Below are 16,354 nucleotides of genomic sequence, written 5' to 3'. Positions count from 1 at the left end.
CTGTAACCTGGCGCACATCCTCTGCTACGAGGCCGGTGCGCCAGGAGTTCGGGGGAATGCGGGGAGGGCCGAGGGTTAGGCCCTCCCCGCGGGAAGCGGCTCAGTGTCTGACGGCCCGCTCCGATCCGGCCCCGGTGAGTGCCCGCACTTGGAGAGTGGCGAACCGGTCCGGCTTCGATTCGGAGCTCATCAACGTACCGACCACGGCGCAGACGAGTCCGAGCGGGATCGACACCAAGCCGGGGTTCGACATCGGGAACCAAGCGATGTCGACCCCCTCGCCGAGCAGCGAATTGGGTGTGCTCGAGAAGACCGGCGAGGAGATCACCAGTCCGAGGGCGGCGATGAGGCCGCCGTAGATCCCCGCCAGCGCACCGGCCGTGTTGAACCGTTTCCAGAACAGGCTCAGCAGCAGGGTGGGGAAGTTCGCCGACGCCGCGACGGCGAAGGCGAGCGCCACCAGGAAGGCGACGTTGAGGTTCTGGGCGAAGATCGCCAGGATGATGGCGGCGACGCCCACGCCGATGGCCGCGAAGCGGGCGAAGACGACTTCTTGGCGGTCGGTGGCGGTGCCGCGGCGGATGACGCTGTTGTACAGGTCGTGCGCCAGCGACGAGGACGAGGCGATCACCAGGCCGGCGACGGTCGAGAGGATCGCCGCGAACGCCGCCGAGGCGATGATCGCGAGCATGATCGAGCCGACGGTGGATCCGCCGAAGTTGGATCCGGCCGCTTCGGCCAACTGGGGCGCGGCGGTGTTGCCGGCCGCGTTCTGCGCCGTGATCGCCTCCGCGCCGACCATGGCGGCCGCCCCGAAGCCGAGCACCAGGGTGAGCAGGTAGAACGAGCCGATCAGGCCGATGCCCCAGTTGACCGACTTGCGGGCCGACCTGGAGTCCGGGACGGTGTAGAACCGGATGAGGATGTGGGGCAGGCCCGCGGTGCCGAGCACCAGCGCCAGCGCGAGGCTGATGAAGTCGAGCTTGTTCCACATCGTCTGCGTCGCGTCCGCCACTTCGACGCCGAAGCGTTGTCCCGGTTCGAGGAACGAGGCCCCGACGCCTGAGGCTTCGGCGGCGTCGCCGAGGAGGCTGGAGATGTTGAAGTTGTACTCGACGAGCACCATGAGCGCCAGCAGCGCGGCGCCGCCGAGCAGTACGCACGCCTGGACGATCTGGACCCAGGTGGTGCCCTTCATGCCGCCGAGGGCGACGTAGAGGATCATCAGGAGTCCGACCAGGACGATGCCCGCGATCTTGGCGGTGTCGGCGTCCATGCCCAGGAAGGTCTGTCCTTCCTGGATTCCCAGCAGCAGCGCGATGAGCGCGCCGGCGCCGACCATCTGGGCGATCAGGTAGAACACCGAGACGCTCATCGTCGAGATGGCCGCGGCGGTGCGGACCGGGCGCTGCCTCATGCGGAAGGACAGCACGTCGGCCATGGTGAAACGGCCGGAGTTGCGCAGGAGCTCGGCGACGAGGAGCAGGGCGACGAGCCAGGCGACGAGGAATCCGATGGAGTAGAGGAATCCGTCGTAGCCGGAGAGCGCGATGGCGCCGGCGATGCCGAGGAAGGAGGCCGCCGACATGTAGTCGGAGGCGATGGCGAAGCCGTTCTGCCAGGGCTTGAAGCCGCGCCCGCCGGAGTGGAAGTCGGTCGCGTCGCGCGTGTGGCGCCGGGCCCAGACGGTGATGGCGATGGTGGCCGCCACCATCAGCAGGAACAGCGTGAACGTCAGGGTGCGGCTCTCGGAGGCGGTCTGTGCGAGGAGGTTCATCGGTTGTCGCCTCCGTAGTGGAGCTCGTCGTGGAGTTCCTGGGCTCGGGGGTCGTATTGGCGGGCGGCGTAGCGGGAGTAGGCCCAAGCGATGCCGAAGGTGGACACGAACTGCAGGAGGCCGAAGACGAGGGCGACGTTGATGTTGCCGAACAGCACGGTGCCCATGAAGTCGCGGGCGTAGGCGGACATGAGGACGTACAGGAAGTACCAGGCGAAGAAGCCGACCGTGGCGGGCACGATGAAGCGGAAGAGTCGGCGCCTCAGGTCGATGAAGCGGGGATCGTCGTGCATCGCGGCCAAGTCTTCTTCGGTCACGGCGGGCGGTGGGCCATCGCGCATGGGGGTTGTGGCCATCGGACCTTCCTCCTTGAAGGGGTTGCCGTGTCGGACTGATGTCTGGCGCGAGTCGACACGGTGACGTGCATTACCAAGGAACGTAAGGCCCTGCGTTGAGCTTGAGAAGTGTCGATCTGTTCCCGGTCGACGGGCGCGCGCTCTTTGCGCCGGGCCTTCGACGAGCGGTCGGCGAACGGTCGACGGGCGGTCGCGAGGATTTTTTCCGCCGCGAACGATGAGCCTCCGCGGGACGGGTCGTCGGTACTGGTGTAAGCGAAACCAGCAGAGAGGACGCCGATCATGGCCAGCAAGATGATCTTCGTGAATCTTCCGGTGGAGGACCTGGACCGCTCCAAGTCGTTCTACGAGTCGCTCGGGTGGTCGATCAACCCGGAGTTCACCGACGAGAACGCCTCATGTGTCGTCATCGACGACAACATCTGTCTGATGCTGCTCACCAAGGCCTACTACACGACCTTCTCGGAGCGCCCGATCGCGGACACCAAGAGCACCTCCGGCTCGGCGTACGCGCTGTCGCTGCCGAGCAGGGAGGCGGTGGACGAGCTCACCGAGAAGGCGATCAAGGCCGGCGGCTCGGAGGAGACGGCGAAGAGCGAGCGTCGCGAGCAGGAGGAGCAGGTCGGCATGCACGGCCGGACCTTCCTGGACCCGGACGGCCACCAGTGGGAGCCGTTCTGGATGGACTACCCCGGCGCGGCCTGAAGGCTCGGCACGGGCTCGACTCGGGCTTGGCTCAGGACGCCTACAGGACGAGAACGGCCGCCCCGATGCGGAGGGGCGGCCGTTTTCTCGTGCGCGTTCCGGCGGCGGTTCAGACGCCGCCTCCTCCGCCGGAGTCGGCGCTCGGCGCGGAGCCGCCGTCACCGTGGCCAGGCGCATCGCCCGCGTACGGGTGCGTGGGACCGCCGGGCGGCGGGTACACGGGAGGTTGCGTGGGACCGCCGGGCGGCGGGTACGTCTGCGGCGGATGACCGGGTGGGGCGGTACGGCGTTTCGACCGGATCGCCAGCCAGACGATCAGGCCGACGACGCCCGCGACCACCAGGAGGACGACCGGGAGCAGTATCAGCAGGTGCCAGGGTTTCAGGGCTCCCAAGGGGACACTCCGTTCAACGCTGTCGAAGGGACGAAGCTCCATGGTGGCATGGTTTCGCCCTCAGAGGGTTTCACGCCGGCTCGCGGCGGGGCCTCAGGCTTCGCGGTACTCGTTCGGCAGGCCGAAGATCGGGAACAGCCGGACGGTGTCCAGAAAGTAGTTGAGTCCGGCGATGCGGCCGTCGGCGATCTCCAGGACCGTGATCGACCAAGGGGTCCACAGGCCGGGCTCGTCGCTCGGCTTGTAGTGGCCGAAGGCCGGCAGCCCGTTGGCGGCGACCGGGACCAGGCGGGAGTCGCGGCAGGCCCGGCCGGGTCCGAGCATGAACTCGGTGACCGCTTCGGGACCGGAGAACCACATCGGGATCGGCGGCATCGACAGCGAGACCTCGTCGTGCAGGAGTGAGGTCAGGGCCTTCATGTCGTAGGCCTGGAACGCGGTGACGTAGCCGTCGACCAGGCGTTTGAGGTCGGCGTCGGTCTCGTCGTAGCGCTCGGCCGGTTCGGGCGCGACCTTCTCCATGGTGGCGCGGGCGCGCTGCAGGGCGCTGTTGACCGAGGCCGGGCTGAGCCCGAGTGCGTCGGCGGTCTCGGTGGCCGAGAAGCGCAGCACCTCGCGCATGAGCATGACCGCCCGCTGCTTGGCGGGCAGGTGCTGGACCGCGGCGACGAACGCGAGCCGGAGCGTGTCCTTGGCCGCGGCGGCCTCGGCCGGGTCCGCGCCGTAGGCCATGGCGTCGGGGATCGGCTCGATCCAGACGTAGTCCGGCTCGGGCGCGGGCAGGGGGGAGCCCCCCTCGGAGGCCGGGGCCAGGTCCATGGGGCGGGCGCGCCGCTGCGGTCCCTTGAGCATGTCGAGGCACACGTTGGTGGCGATCCGGTACAGCCAGGAGCGCAGGCTGGAGCGGCCTTCGAAGGAGTCGTAGGAGCTCCAGGCTCGGGTGAAGGTCTCCTGGACCGCGTCTTCGGCCTCGAAGGAGGAGCCCAGCATCCTGTAAGCGTGAGCGCACAGCTCGCGGCGGTGCGGCTCGAAGGACTGGAGGACGTCGTTCATATCGCCACCCTGCCACGGCGGTACGACGAAATCGATGCCACCTGACCGATCGGCACGGCTTTGAGCAGCGTCTTCACCGGTGTTTCAATGGCCCTTGCGGTGTCCGGCGAGCCAGCGGTCGAAGGCGTCGGCGCTCATCGGCTTGGCGAAGTGCCAGCCCTGCGCCGCGTGGCAGCCCCAGCTCTCCAGCTGCTTGCGGACCTTCTCGTCCTCGACCCCTTCGGCGACGACCGCCACGTCGAGCGCCCGGCCCAGGTCGATCGTCGAGGAGACGATCGCGGCGTTGTCGGCGCAGTCGCTCAGCGTGGTCACGAAGGTCTTGTCGATCTTGATCTCGGTGACCGGCAGCCTCCTGAGGTGCTGCATCGAGGAGAAGCCGGTGCCGAAGTCGTCCAGGCTGATGCCGAGGCCGAGGTCGGACAGGCGCTGGACGTTGTCGACCACGCGCCTGGGATCGGCCATCAGCGCGCTCTCGGTGATCTCCAGCTGCAGGCGGGTCGCGTCGACGCCGTAGGCCCGCATCCGCTCGGTCATGTAGTCGGTGAACTCGGGGCTCTGCAGGTCCCGGACGCTCACGTTCACCGCCATGCGCAGGTCGTAGCCGTAGTCGTTCCAGGCCCGCAGCTGCCGCAGCGCGATGTCGACGACCCGCTCGGTGAGCATCCGCATCACCGAGGAGTGCTCGGCGGTCTCGATGATCTCGGCGGGGTTCACCATGCCGCGCTCGGGATGGTTGTAGCGCAGCAGCGCCTCGGCTCCGACGACCTCACCGCTGCTCAGGCAGACCTGCGGCTGGTAGTAGAGGTTGATGCCCGGGGCGCTCGGCTGGTCCAGGGCCCGGCGCAGATCGCCGAGCAGAATCAGCCGCTCGGGTGAATGGTGGTCGAACTCCGGGGCGTAGCGGGTGAAGTTCGCTCCGCGCTTCTTCGACTCGTCCATGGCGATGTCGGCGTGACGGAAGAGGGTCTTGAAGTCGCAGCCGTCGTCGGGGAAGACCGCGATGCCGACCGATCCGTCGATCTCGATGCTGACGTCGTCGACCACGATCGCCTTGTCGAGCCGCGCGCGGATCTCGCGGGCGCATTCGAGCGGGTCGGTCATGCCGTCCAGCTCGCTCCAGACGAAGCCGAACTCGTCGCCGCCCAGGCGCGCGATGCCCTTGCCCGGGGGCTTGTCGTCCACGAAGCGGTTGGCGAGCTCGACCAGGAGCTTGTCCCCCACGTCGTGGCCCAGCGCCGAGTTGACGTCGGCGAAGCGGTCGAGGTCGAGGACCATGACGGTCACGGCGGTGCTCGTCTCGGAGGCGTCGATGACCTTGCCGGCGACGGCCTGCTCGAAGCCCTTGCGGTTGAGCAGGCCGGTCAGAGTGTCCCGGTCGGCCGCCTTCTCGCGTTCGGCGGCGGTCTGCAGGATCCGGTAGACGCTGAAGATCGGGATCGCCGAGGCGGCGACCAGCCACCAGGAGGTCGTCGCCGCGGTGGCCAGGATCGGGGCGATCGCCACCTGCGTGGTCCGCACCGCCCATTCGCTCTTCAGCCACTGGCCGGCGTAGGCCCGCCAACTGCCGCCGGTACGCACCCGCAGGGCGAGCGCGACGAGGCTGGAACTGGTGAGCGTCCAAGCCGCCCCGGCGGCGAACACGCCGACGATCTGGGCCGGCGCCGCGTTCCAGGAGCCGGCGCCGGCGATGGCGTTCCACACCAGCCAGGCCGCGCACAGGGCCAGGGACGTCTGAGAGACGTTGTAAACCGTGCGCCATGCCGAGGCCCGGATCTGCATCGACAGCAGCACCAGCGCCAAGGCCTGCGCGATCAGGGCCGGCACGAATCCCCAGGTCACCATGGTGCCCAGGACGTAGACCAGGAAGATCGAGGCGATCGGCGACATCCAGAACCCGCCCCAGCGGGTGGGGCGCAGTTCGGCGGCCAACGCGAGAGAGGCGGTCAGCCAGAACGCGAAGGGCACGTCGAGCCAGCCGCCCGGCGGCGTCTCGGCGAACGCCGAAACCGCGGTGGCGGACACGACCGCGCACACGGCGGCCGCGGCGATGAAACCGTAATACCGGCCCGGATGCTCTCTCGGCGCAGTATTGCGCATGAGCGTCGTGGCCATATTGCTCCTCCCACTGCCACTCCGTTCAAGGTGACGCGCCAGAATCACCGTTGAACAGCTGTGACCGACTCCTCTGTCATATCGCGATTTCGGCTCCCAGACAACGCTGGCGGCACATGCGGCACAGTTGTAACCGGGGGCTATATCCCCGTTACAGAAATCGCTATCCGCTCCCCGTCGCCGTCCCTCCGGGCGTTGCCCGCGCGCGACCGGAGTCCGCTCGAGGGAACCGAATTGACCTGGCTCGGCGATACGGGACGAATGCACGAGACGACTCTGCCTGGTTCTAACGAATCGACCCCCGCATCGGAATACGGATCGTTATGCATTTGTGATCATTCGGGTTCGCTCCCGACACCATATGGCCCGGGCCCGGGCGTCACTCGTCCGTCTCGATCCCTTCGGCGAGGAATCGTTCGAAATCGGCCGCATCGACGATCCGAAGGCCCAGTTCTACGGCTTTGTCGTACTTCGAGCCGGGCTTGTCGCCGGCGACCACGGCACCGGTCTTCTTCGAGACCGACGAGGTGACCTTGCCGCCGCGGGCCTTGACGGCCGCCGCGGCGCTCTCGCGCGTGTGGTCGGGGATCGCGCCGGTGATGACGACGCTGACTCCTTCGAGGGTCTTGGGGAGCGCCTCGGCGTCCGAGGGGGCCTCGTCCCTCATGCGGACGCCCGCGGAGCGCCAGCGCTCGATGATCTCGCGGTGCCAGTCGACGGCGAACCAGTCTTTGACCGCGGCGGCGATGGTCGGACCGACGCCGTCGATGTCGGCCAGCTCGGTCTCGTCGGCCTCGATGATGCGGTCGAGGTCGCCGAAGTGCTCGGCGAGGGCCTGGGCGGCGACGGGGCCGACGTGGCGGATCGACAGGGCGTTGATCACCCGCCACAGCGGCTGGGACTTGGCCTTCTCGAGGTTCTCGAGCATCTGGACGGCGGTCTTCTTCGGTTCGCCCTCCTTGTTGGCGAAGAGGGTGACGATCTTGTCCTCGCCGGTCTTCTCGTCGGTCTTGGGGAGCCCGGAGTCGGGGTCGCGGACGACGACCTTGATGGGCAGCAGCTCTTCCATGCGGAGGTCGAAGACGCCGCCTTCGTCCGTGAGGACCGGCTCGGCCGGCTCGAGCGGCTGGACCAGGGCGGTGCAGGCGATGTAGCCCATGCGGTCGACGTCGAAGCAGGACCGGCCGGAGAGGTAGGCCAGGCGCTCGCGAAGCTGCGCGGGGCAGGAGCGCGCGTTGGGGCAGCGCAGGTCGACGTCTCCTTCTGAGGCCGGCGCGAGGGTCGAACCGCATTCGGGACAGGTCTCGGGCATGACGAACTCGCGTTCGGAGCCGTCGCGGGCGGCGGCGACCGGTGCGACGATCTCGGGGATGACGTCGCCGGCCTTGCGGACGACCACGGTGTCGCCGATCCTGACGCCCTTGGCCTTGACCTGGTCGGCGTTGTGGAGGGTCGCGAACTCGACTTCCGAGCCGGCCACCCGGACGGGGTCGAGCACCGCGTACGGAGTGGCGCGGCCGGTGCGGCCGATCGAGACCTTGATGTCGAGCAGCCGCGTGTTGACCTCTTCGGGCGGGAACTTGTAGGCGACCGCCCAGCGCGGGGTGCGGGAGGTGGCGCCGAGCCGCCGCTGCGAGGCGATGTCGTCGAGCTTGACGACGACGCCGTCGATCTCGTGGACCAGTTCGTGCCGTTTGCCGCCGAACTCGTGGATGTAGTCGAAGACCTCGTCCATGGTTGCGACCACGCGCCAGTAGGGGCTGGTGGGCAGGCCCCAGGCGTCGAGCGCGGCGTAGGAGTGCGACTGGGACTCGGGCCGGAACCCGCGCAGCGCGCCCAGGCCGTGGGAGATGAAGCTCAGGGGCCGCTCGGCGGTCTTGGCGGGGTCCTTCTGGCGCAGCGACCCGGCGGCGGCGTTGCGGGGGTTGGCGAACGGCGCCTTCCCCGCGGCGACCTGGGACTCGTTGAGTTCGGTGAAGTCGGCGGTCGGGAAGTAGACCTCGCCGCGGACTTCGAGCAGCTCGGGGATGTCGAAGCCTTCGGCGTCCTTGAGGCGCCTGGGCACGGCGGCGATGGTGGCGACGTTCGCCGAGACGTCCTCGCCGGTGACGCCGTCGCCGCGGGTGGCGGCGCGGACGAGCCGACCGTTTTCGTATACCAGGTCGACGGCGAGGCCGTCGATCTTGAGCTCGCAGAGGTAACGGGCGTCGGGAGCCTCCTCGGAGACTCGCTCGGCCCAGGCCCGGACCTCCTCTTCACTGAAGACGTCCTGGAGGCTGAGCATCTTCTCCAGGTGGTTCACCGGCGTGAACGCCTCCGAGAAGGTGCCGACCTGCTGGGTCGGCGAGTCGGCGCCCTTCAGCTCCGGATACTTCGTCTCGATGTCGACCAGCTCGTGCATGAGCTCGTCGAACTGCGAGTCCGAGATCGTCGGCTCGTTGTCGGCGTAGTAGCGGCGGCGGTGCTCGGTGATCTCGGCGGCCAGTCGCTCGTGGCGCGCCCTGGCGGCGTCGAAATCGGCGTCTTCGGTGCTCACGGGACCTATTGTGGCAGCTTGATACGACATTCCGGTGCCGGTGAAGGCTTATGCAAGCGGACAACTTCCGTTCACTCGACGGCAGCCTGCTCATCCACTCCGGTCGGAAACATCTGTGCTGACAGTGACATATCAGGGCTCGAAGAAGGAGCATCAACTTGGCCAGCCAGACCAGCGGCTCGCAAGCTTCGCCGACGATCGACGCTTCCGGCTCTACCGATAACGACGGCACCAGCCGCCGCGGCTTCCTGCGCCGCGGCGCCACCGCGGCCGGCGGCGGCCTGTTCGCCGTCGCGGCCATGGAGGGCATGACCATCCGCGCGGCCTCCGCCAAGGAGGGCAACAAGGACCGGACCGCCGAGAACAACGGCGGCTACGGCGAGCTGCGCCCCCTGACCCGCACCGACCCCGAATCCGGCTTCGAGCAGACCCTCTGGCTGCCCGAGGAGTTCGACTTCAAGGTCTTCTCCACCGCCGGCAGCATGATGCCCGACGGCAACGTGGTCCCGCTCGGCCACGACGCCATGGCCTGCTTCGCCACCGGCGACCCGAACGTGTACCGGATCGTCCGCAACCACGAGGAGCGCACCGGCCCCGGCTCCGTGGCGCCCTCGGGCCGCGAGGAGCACCGCTACGACCCGATCGGCGGTGGCGGCACCACCACCATGCGGGTGCGCTGGGACCAGGACCAGCCGGTCTTCGAGCAGGCATGGATGTCGCTCTCTGGCACGATCGTCAACTGCGCCGGCGGCCCGACCCCGTGGGGCTCGTGGCTGTCGTGCGAGGAGACCGTCGCCGGGACCGGCTCCGGCTGGGGCGCCGACCACGGCTACGTGTACGAGGTCCCCGCCGACTCTCCGCACGAGGTGACCCCCGTGCCGCTGAAGGACATGGGCCGCTTCGTCCACGAGGCCGTCGCGGTCGACCCGGGCACCGGCATCGTCTACGAGACCGAGGACCAGGGCACCTCCGGGTTCTACCGCTTCCTGCCCAGTACCCCCGGCGTCCTGGCCGACGGCGGGCAGCTGCAGATGCTCAAGGTCAAGTCCGAGTGGAACTACGACACCCGCACCGGCCAGAAGCTGCGCAAGTCCATCCCGGTCGAGTGGGTCGACATCGACGACCCGGACCCGGCGGACGCCGAGGAGAACGCGCTGGCCGTGTTCAACCAGGGCTGGGAGCGCGGCGGTGCGGTCTTCGGCCGCCTCGAGGGCGCCTGGTGGGGCAACGGGGCGGTCTACATCGCCTCGACCTCCGGCGGCGACGAGGGCGAGGGCCAGATCTGGGAGTACATCCCGAGCGGACGCAGCGGGGGGCGCCTGCGGCTCGTGTTCGAATCGCCCGACCCCGAGGTGCTGTCGTTCCCGGACAACATCACCGTCTCCCCGAACGGGAACCTGGTCCTGTGCGAGGACACCAGCCGCGCGCTGCCGGCCGTGCGCGGTCTGACCCGCGAAGGCGAGATCTTCCCGTTCGTCTACCACGAGGGCAGCCGCGAATGGTGCGGTGCGACCTTCTCCCCCGACGGACGGGTCCTGTTCGTCAACATCCAGGGCTCCACCCGCGGCGAGCCGACCGACCCGGACCTCGAGCCGGGCCGCACGATCGCCATCTGGGGCCCCTGGGAGAAGGGCGTTCTCTAGACGCCTTCCCGACCGCCGGCCTCCCACAGGGCCGGCAGCGGAGAATCCGGTCGCGCGACCATCCCGCCCCGTTTCGCGCGGCCGGATTCTCGTCGTCTCAGACCTCGACCGGGAGCGCGCCGGAGGCCTCGACGCGTCCGGTGAGGACTCCGGCCAGCGCGCGCATCGCCCCGGTGGTCCCCGCGTAGGTGGCCATGGCGACCACCGCGTCGGGGAAGTGGGCGACGTCGTAGGGCTTGCCGGTCGAGACCGCGGCGGTGCGGGTGCCGGTGTCGGCGACCGAGCGGACGCGCCCCATCTGGTCGCCCCATTCGCCCGCGTCTTCGCAGAGCACCACGGCGAAGTCGGCGTCCCAGGCGCCGAGGGAGGACGAGGCGTCCGCGCCTTCGTCGGCGAGCGCCTGGACGAGTGCCTCCACCGGGCCCGAGCTGGGACCTTCGACGGCGACGGCGGCGCCGGGCGCGATCGGGAGGAGTTCGGCGCCGTCGGCGACGGTGACGGTCTGCTCGAACAGCGACGCGGCGGCGCTGCGGTGCTCTTCGGATCCCACGGTGGCTTCCGCGTGTCGGGCCGCTTCGTCGGGGCCCACCGGTTCGCCGTCGAATCCTCGGTGGTAGCGGACACGGAGCAGGCGGCGGACCGATGCGTCGATGCGGTCCTCGGTCAGGGTGCCGTCGGCGACCGCCTGGAGGACCGCGTCGTAGGCGGTCGGGAGGCTCTTGGGCATGAGCAGCAGGTCGACGCCGGCTTCGAGGGCGAGCACGGGGATCTCGGCGTCCGAGTGCTGGACGCGGACGCCTTCCATGTTGAGCGCGTCGGTGGTCACGGCGCCTTCGAAACCGAGTTCGTCGCGGAGCAGGCCGGTGAGGATCGGCTTGGAGAGGGTGGCCGGGGTGCCGGAGTCGTCGAGCGCGGGGAACCGGAGGTGGGCGGACATGATGAAGTCGGTCTCGGCCTCGATCGCCGACCGGAACGGCGGCAGGTCGATCGAGCGCCACTCGTCTTCGCTGTGGGTGATGACCGGCAGGCCCACGTGGGAGTCGACGTCGGTGTCGCCGTGGCCGGGGAAGTGCTTGGCGCAGGCGGCTATGCCGCCGCCGAGGTCTTGGAAGCCGGTCACTTGGGCGGCGACCATCTCGGCGGCCAGCGTCGGGTCCGATGAGAAGGAGCGGAGGCCGATGACGGGGTTGGCGGGGTTGACGTTGACGTCGGCCACGGGCGCGAAGTCGACGTTGACGCCCATGGCGCGCAGTTCGGCGCCGCAGACGCGGGCGGACTGCCCGGCGACGGCCGGGTCGTGGGAGGCGCCGAGGGCCATGGCGGCGGGCAGTTGGGTGGCGGGCTCGCCGATGCGGGTGATGGGCCCGTGTTCCTGGTCGACGCCGATGAGGGCCTGTACGCCGGTGTGCTCGACGGAGGCTCGGTGGATGCCGGCCGAGAGGCGGGCGATCTGCGCGGGGTCGGCGAGGTTGTCGGTCCAGTCGAAGTAGATGAGGCCGCCGACGCGGTACTGGGCGAGGAGGTCGGTGGCGTTGTCGACGCCGTGGAGGCCTTGGTTGGATCCGGCATGGGAACCGGAGTCGGCGCTGTCGCCGTAGATGTAGACCATGAACAGCTGGCCGACCTTGGTCTCCAGGTCCATGCCGGACATGGCCGCGTCGACCCAGGCTTCGCGGGCGGCGATGTCGAGCGTCGGTTCGGGGCTGGGAACGGCGGCCGTGGGTTCCTCAGTCGAGGGCCGCGGCTGCCGGGACTCTTCGGGGCCGCGCATGCGCCAGGCCGCGACGCCGGCGGCTCCGGCCGCGAGGCCCGCGGCGCCGCCGATGGAGAACAGCGCGCGCCGGGACACGGGTTCGGAACGCCCGTGCCGCCTCCGATAACGCTTGCTCACCGCGGTGTCTTCTCCCCCGAGTTCCTCAGACGACCCAAGGATCCTACACAACCTCGGCTGTCAGGGGCGCCCCAACGGCGCCATCCCGATCTCGGGCACGAGGACGGCGGCGTCGCGGGGGGCGCCCCTTTCGGCGGTGTCGCGGCTCAGGCGATGGCGAAGTAGACGTCGTCGCCCATCAGTTCGCCGATGACGACCATGGCTTCGGAGTGGTCGCCTTCCGGGATCTCGAGGGCGATGTTCCCCGAGGCGGTCTCGCCGCTCTCGATCTCGCCGACGATGGCGAGGTCCTCGGGGAGGAAGAGGCCGGGCTCATGGTCGATGACCTCGGCGCCGTCCCAGAGGCCCCACGTGAAGTCCGTGTAGGGATCGGCGGCGCCGTCGCCGTTGTAGGTGGCCCGCAACTCGATGAGGACGTACGTCTTGCCGTCGAACGGCTCGCGATTGATGTCGCTGAAGGCCACGAGCTCATCGGCGACGTCGAAGGCGACCTCGCCGATCGCGACGGTCCATTCGCCGATCTCGGCACTGCCGCCGGGTTCTACCGGGTCCTGCGGGCCCGTGCCGGGCTGCGAACCGCCGTCGGCTTCGGCCGCCGCCGCTGAGGCGGACGCGGAGGCCTCCTCCGAGCCGCCTTCCGTGCCGTCGGCTTCACCGCACGCGGTGAAGCCGAACGCGGCGAGCAATCCGATGCCTCCGGCCGCGACCCGTCGCCGGACTGAGACGGCCTTTTCCGCAAACCGCATCATTTGAGAACTCGAACCATCCGTTCTGGATTCCGTTGGGGACTGACCGGCTCAAACTACAGTGCGGCGAGGGACGGGCCGCGCACTGGTCACGCTTTCGCGGCATCGGAAGCACCGTCGCCGACCGGGCTCTCAGGAGGATCGCGCGACCGCGGCGCGGAAGGGCCCTAGAATAATTCACTGATCGATGAAATCGCGTGGTAGATTGAATTCATCGGACGATGAATTACTGGAGGCTCACATGCCACCCGCCACTCCCGAACGCGCCGCGGCCACGCCCGCGATCACTGTGGACGGCCTGGTCGTCGACCGCGGCGGCAGGCACGTCCTGCGCGACCTGAGCACCACCGTCCCGGCCGGGTCGGTCACCGGGCTCCTGGGCCCCTCGGGTTCGGGCAAGACCACGCTCATCCGTTCCATCGTCGGCACCCAGAAGATCAAGTCCGGCACCGTCACCGTGCTCGGCGAGCCGGCCGGCTCGAAGCCGCTGCGGAGCCGCCTCGCGTACGTCACCCAGGACGCCTCGATCTACCCCGACCTCAGCGTCAGGTCGAACGTGGCCTACTTCGCGGCCCTGTACGGCCGCAGCCGCGGCGACGCCATGGAGGCCATCGAGCGGGTCGGCATGGGCGAGTTCGCCGGCCGGCTGGCCGCGAACCTCTCCGGCGGCCAGAAGACCCGCACCTCGCTGGCCTGCGCGCTGGTGTGCGAGCCGGAGGTCCTGGTGCTCGACGAGCCGACCGTCGGGCTCGACCCGGTCATCCGCGACGATTTGTGGAACCGGTTCCGCGAGCTGGCGGCCGACGGCAAGACCCTGCTGGTCTCCAGCCACGTCATGGACGAGGCCGACCGCTGCGACCGCCTCCTGCTGCTCCGCGAGGGCATGTTCATCGCCGACGACACGCCCGGCGACCTGCGCGCCGCAACGGGGACCGACAATCTGGAGTCGGCCTTCCTGCAACTCGTCCGCGAACTCGAGAAGGCCCGCTGAGATGTCACCGAAGATCACCCTCATCACCGCCGCCCGCATCCTGCGGCAACTGCTCAACGACCGGCGCACCGTCGTGCTCATCCTGGCAGTCCCGGCGCTCATCATCTCCCTGATCAGCGCGATCATGGACCGAGCCCCGCAGGTGTTCGACCAGGTCGGCCTGATCCTGCTGGCGGCGTTCCCGTTCATGCTCATGTTCATGCTGACCTCGATCACGCTCCTTCGCGAACGCACCGGCGGCACCCTCGAACGGCTGATGACCACGCCCACGGCCAAGCTCGACCTCGTCGGCGGCTACGCCATGGCCTTCGGCCTCTGCGCCGCGGCCCAGGCCTCCATCGCCTCGCTCGTGGCCTACCAGTGGCTCGACCTCGAGACGGTCGGCTCGGCCTGGACCGTCGTCCTCATCGCGGTGGTCACCTCGCTGTTCGGCATGGCGCTGGGGCTGTTCGTCTCCGCGTTCGCCGCCACAGAGTTCCAGGCCATCCAGTTCATGCCCGTGCTCATCGTCCCGCAGCTGTTCCTGTGCGGACTGATCTGGCCGCGCGAGCAGATGGCGGGCTGGTTGCAGGGGGTCTCCAACGTGCTTCCGTTGACGTACGCGGTGAAGGCGCTCCAGCACGTGCAGACCTCGAGCGACCTGCCGGCGTCGATGTGGGCCGACCTCGGCGTGGTCGCCGGTGCGGTCGTCGTCGCAACCGTGCTCGGAGCCGCGACCCTGCGGCGGCGCACCGGATAGGCTCCGCCCGTGGCCAGAGTGAAGCGAAGCGGACGGCGGTCGGGCAAGCCCGACACGAGGGCCGAGATCCTGGCGGCAGCCCGCCGCCTGTTCGCCGAGGAAGCGTACGAGTCGGTCAGCCTGCGGCGCATCGCCGGCGAGGCCGGAGTGGACCCGGCGCTCATCCACCACTACTTCGGCTCCAAGGACGACCTGTTCCTCGCCGCGATCGAACTGCCGTTGGACCCCGGCCCGGAGATCGCCGCCGCGCTGAGGGCCGGCGGCGTCGAAGGCGCCGGAGGTCGGCTGATGCACGTCTTCGTCGCCATCTGGGACGGCCCCCACCACGACAAGCTCATCGCCGTCGTCCGGACCAGCCTGTCCAAGCCGTCGATGTCGTTCTTCTTCCGGCAGCTGTTCGAGCACCGCGTGGTCAAATCCATCAGCGACGTCATCGGCGATGAGGTCGACCACGTCCACCTCCGCGCGAACTTCGTGGCCTCGCAGATCTTCGGGCTGATCCTGGCCCGCTACATCCTCAAACTCGAGCCGATCGCCTCGCTGACCGCCGACGAGCTGGCCGAGACCATCGGCCCGACCATCGACCGCTACCTCACGATGCCGGTCGACAAGTTCGCCGACCGGCACTAGGCGGTCGCGACGCCGAAGAGACTGCCGACCCCGTAGGTGATCGCCATGGTCGCGGCGCCGACGGCCATCACCCGGATCGTCGCGCGCGCCGGCGAGGCGCCACCGAGTCTCGCCGAGACGAAGCCGGTCAGCGCCAGCGCGGCCAGGACCGCGACGGCGCAGCCGAAAATGCGAACGCCGGGAGGCAGCAGCCCGATCGTCAACAGTGGGAGCAGCGCGCCGATGGTGAAGGACACGAACGACGACAGCGCCGCCATCCAGGGATTGGTCAGCTCGCCGGGGTCGAGGCCGTATTCGATCTCGGCGTGCGTGCGGAGCGCGTCGCTTCCGGAGAGCTCGGCGGCCACCTGGCGGGCGGTGGCCTCCGACAGCCCGCGCAAGCGCAGGTTCCCGGCCAGTTCCTCCCGGGCCGTGGCGGGATCCTCGAGCAGTTCCCTCCGTTCGGCGTCGACCAGGCTCGACTCGGTGTCGCGCTGGGCCGAGACCGAGGCGTACTCGCCGCCGGCCATCGACAGGGCGCCGGCCACCAGGCCCGCGACCCCGGAGATCATGATCGTGGCGCGCTCGGTCGTCGCTCCGGCGACGCCGATGACGATGCCGGCGGTGGAGACGATGCCGTCGTTGGCGCCGAGAACCGCGGCACGCAGCCAGTTGAGTCGCCTGCCGAGCGCTGACGGCGTGTTCCCCTCCTCTGCCACCACAGTGCAAGTCAACCACAAGACGGGCCGGATTCCGCCGATCGACCGGTGGCGGCTCCGGGCCGAGTACAGCACTGTGGTCG

At 69.3% G+C, this 16,354-nt stretch carries 14 protein-coding genes; 5 read left to right on the top strand and 9 right to left on the bottom strand.

From position 1 onward, the window contains the following. Window positions 1-100: 100 nt before the first annotated feature. Window positions 101-1,777: a solute symporter family protein gene (locus ACYVL2_RS07610; protein WP_460541831.1), complete on the bottom strand. Its 1,677-nt coding sequence runs from the start codon at window positions 1,775-1,777 to the stop codon at window positions 101-103. Next, window positions 1,774-2,133, bottom strand: coding sequence for a DUF485 domain-containing protein (locus ACYVL2_RS07605; protein WP_460541829.1), 360 nt, complete (start codon window positions 2,131-2,133; stop codon window positions 1,774-1,776). Before ACYVL2_RS07605 ends, ACYVL2_RS07610 begins: the two co-directional genes overlap by 4 nt. Before the next feature lie 282 nt (window positions 2,134-2,415). On the opposite strand from ACYVL2_RS07605, the gene ACYVL2_RS07600 reads away from it, so the two are divergent. Next, a complete protein-coding gene (locus ACYVL2_RS07600) occupies window positions 2,416-2,838 on the top strand; it encodes a VOC family protein (protein WP_460541828.1) in 423 nt (140 codons plus the stop codon). A gap of 109 nt (window positions 2,839-2,947) precedes the next feature. Here ACYVL2_RS07600 and ACYVL2_RS07595 read toward each other — a convergent pair whose 3' ends face one another. The 4 genes from ACYVL2_RS07595 to ligA form a co-directional block, all read right to left on the bottom strand. Further along, on the bottom strand, window positions 2,948-3,232 hold the full coding sequence (locus ACYVL2_RS07595; RefSeq protein WP_460541826.1) for a hypothetical protein: 285 nt from the start codon (window positions 3,230-3,232) through the stop codon (window positions 2,948-2,950). Between the two features lie 93 nt (window positions 3,233-3,325). Continuing rightward, window positions 3,326-4,285: a sigma-70 family RNA polymerase sigma factor gene (locus ACYVL2_RS07590; protein WP_460541824.1), complete on the bottom strand. Its 960-nt coding sequence runs from the start codon at window positions 4,283-4,285 to the stop codon at window positions 3,326-3,328. 84 nt (window positions 4,286-4,369) lie between these two features. Next, window positions 4,370-6,397, bottom strand: coding sequence for a putative bifunctional diguanylate cyclase/phosphodiesterase (locus ACYVL2_RS07585; RefSeq protein ID WP_460541822.1), 2,028 nt, complete (start codon window positions 6,395-6,397; stop codon window positions 4,370-4,372). Window positions 6,398-6,776: 379 nt separating this feature from the next. Then, complete coding sequence (ligA, locus tag ACYVL2_RS07580) at window positions 6,777-8,963, bottom strand: NAD-dependent DNA ligase LigA (protein WP_460541820.1); 2,187 nt, start codon at window positions 8,961-8,963, stop codon at window positions 6,777-6,779. A gap of 128 nt (window positions 8,964-9,091) precedes the next feature. On the opposite strand from ligA, the gene ACYVL2_RS07575 reads away from it, so the two are divergent. After that, window positions 9,092-10,576: a PhoX family protein gene (locus tag ACYVL2_RS07575; protein WP_460541818.1), complete on the top strand. Its 1,485-nt coding sequence runs from the start codon at window positions 9,092-9,094 to the stop codon at window positions 10,574-10,576. 97 nt (window positions 10,577-10,673) lie between these two features. Here the strand turns inward: ACYVL2_RS07575 and ACYVL2_RS07570 are convergent, their stop codons facing one another. Beyond that, window positions 10,674-12,467 (bottom strand): glycoside hydrolase family 3 protein, encoded by a 1,794-nt coding sequence (locus ACYVL2_RS07570; RefSeq protein ID WP_460541816.1) that lies wholly within the window; start codon window positions 12,465-12,467, stop codon window positions 10,674-10,676. 146 nt (window positions 12,468-12,613) lie between these two features. Beyond that, entirely contained in the window at window positions 12,614-13,216 is a 603-nt protein-coding gene (locus ACYVL2_RS07565) for a DUF4352 domain-containing protein (RefSeq protein ID WP_460541814.1), read from the bottom strand. Window positions 13,217-13,454: 238 nt separating this feature from the next. Between ACYVL2_RS07565 and ACYVL2_RS07560 the strand changes: the two genes are divergently transcribed. The 3 genes from ACYVL2_RS07560 to ACYVL2_RS07550 are packed head-to-tail and all read left to right on the top strand — an operon-like array spanning window position 13,455 to window position 15,573. Continuing rightward, on the top strand, window positions 13,455-14,204 hold the full coding sequence (locus ACYVL2_RS07560; RefSeq protein WP_460541812.1) for an ABC transporter ATP-binding protein: 750 nt from the start codon (window positions 13,455-13,457) through the stop codon (window positions 14,202-14,204). A 1-nt stretch (window position 14,205) separates the two neighbouring features. Then, on the top strand, window positions 14,206-14,943 hold the full coding sequence (locus ACYVL2_RS07555) for an ABC transporter permease (protein ID WP_460541810.1): 738 nt from the start codon (window positions 14,206-14,208) through the stop codon (window positions 14,941-14,943). Between the two features lie 9 nt (window positions 14,944-14,952). Next, the gene (locus tag ACYVL2_RS07550) at window positions 14,953-15,573 is read left to right on the top strand and encodes a TetR/AcrR family transcriptional regulator (RefSeq protein ID WP_460541808.1); all 621 of its coding nucleotides are present in this window, start codon (window positions 14,953-14,955) and stop codon (window positions 15,571-15,573) included. Here ACYVL2_RS07550 and ACYVL2_RS07545 read toward each other — a convergent pair. Beyond that, window positions 15,570-16,271, bottom strand: a complete 702-nt coding sequence (locus tag ACYVL2_RS07545) for a VIT1/CCC1 transporter family protein (RefSeq protein WP_460542005.1) — start codon at window positions 16,269-16,271, stop codon at window positions 15,570-15,572. The genes ACYVL2_RS07550 and ACYVL2_RS07545 overlap by 4 nt on opposite strands. Between the last annotated feature and the right edge of the window lie 83 nt (window positions 16,272-16,354).

It is taken from the genome of Glycomyces halotolerans, assembly GCF_054779575.1.
The sequence above is the reverse complement of the archived record's forward strand: the minus strand, read 5'-3'. Positions and strand labels throughout refer to the sequence as shown.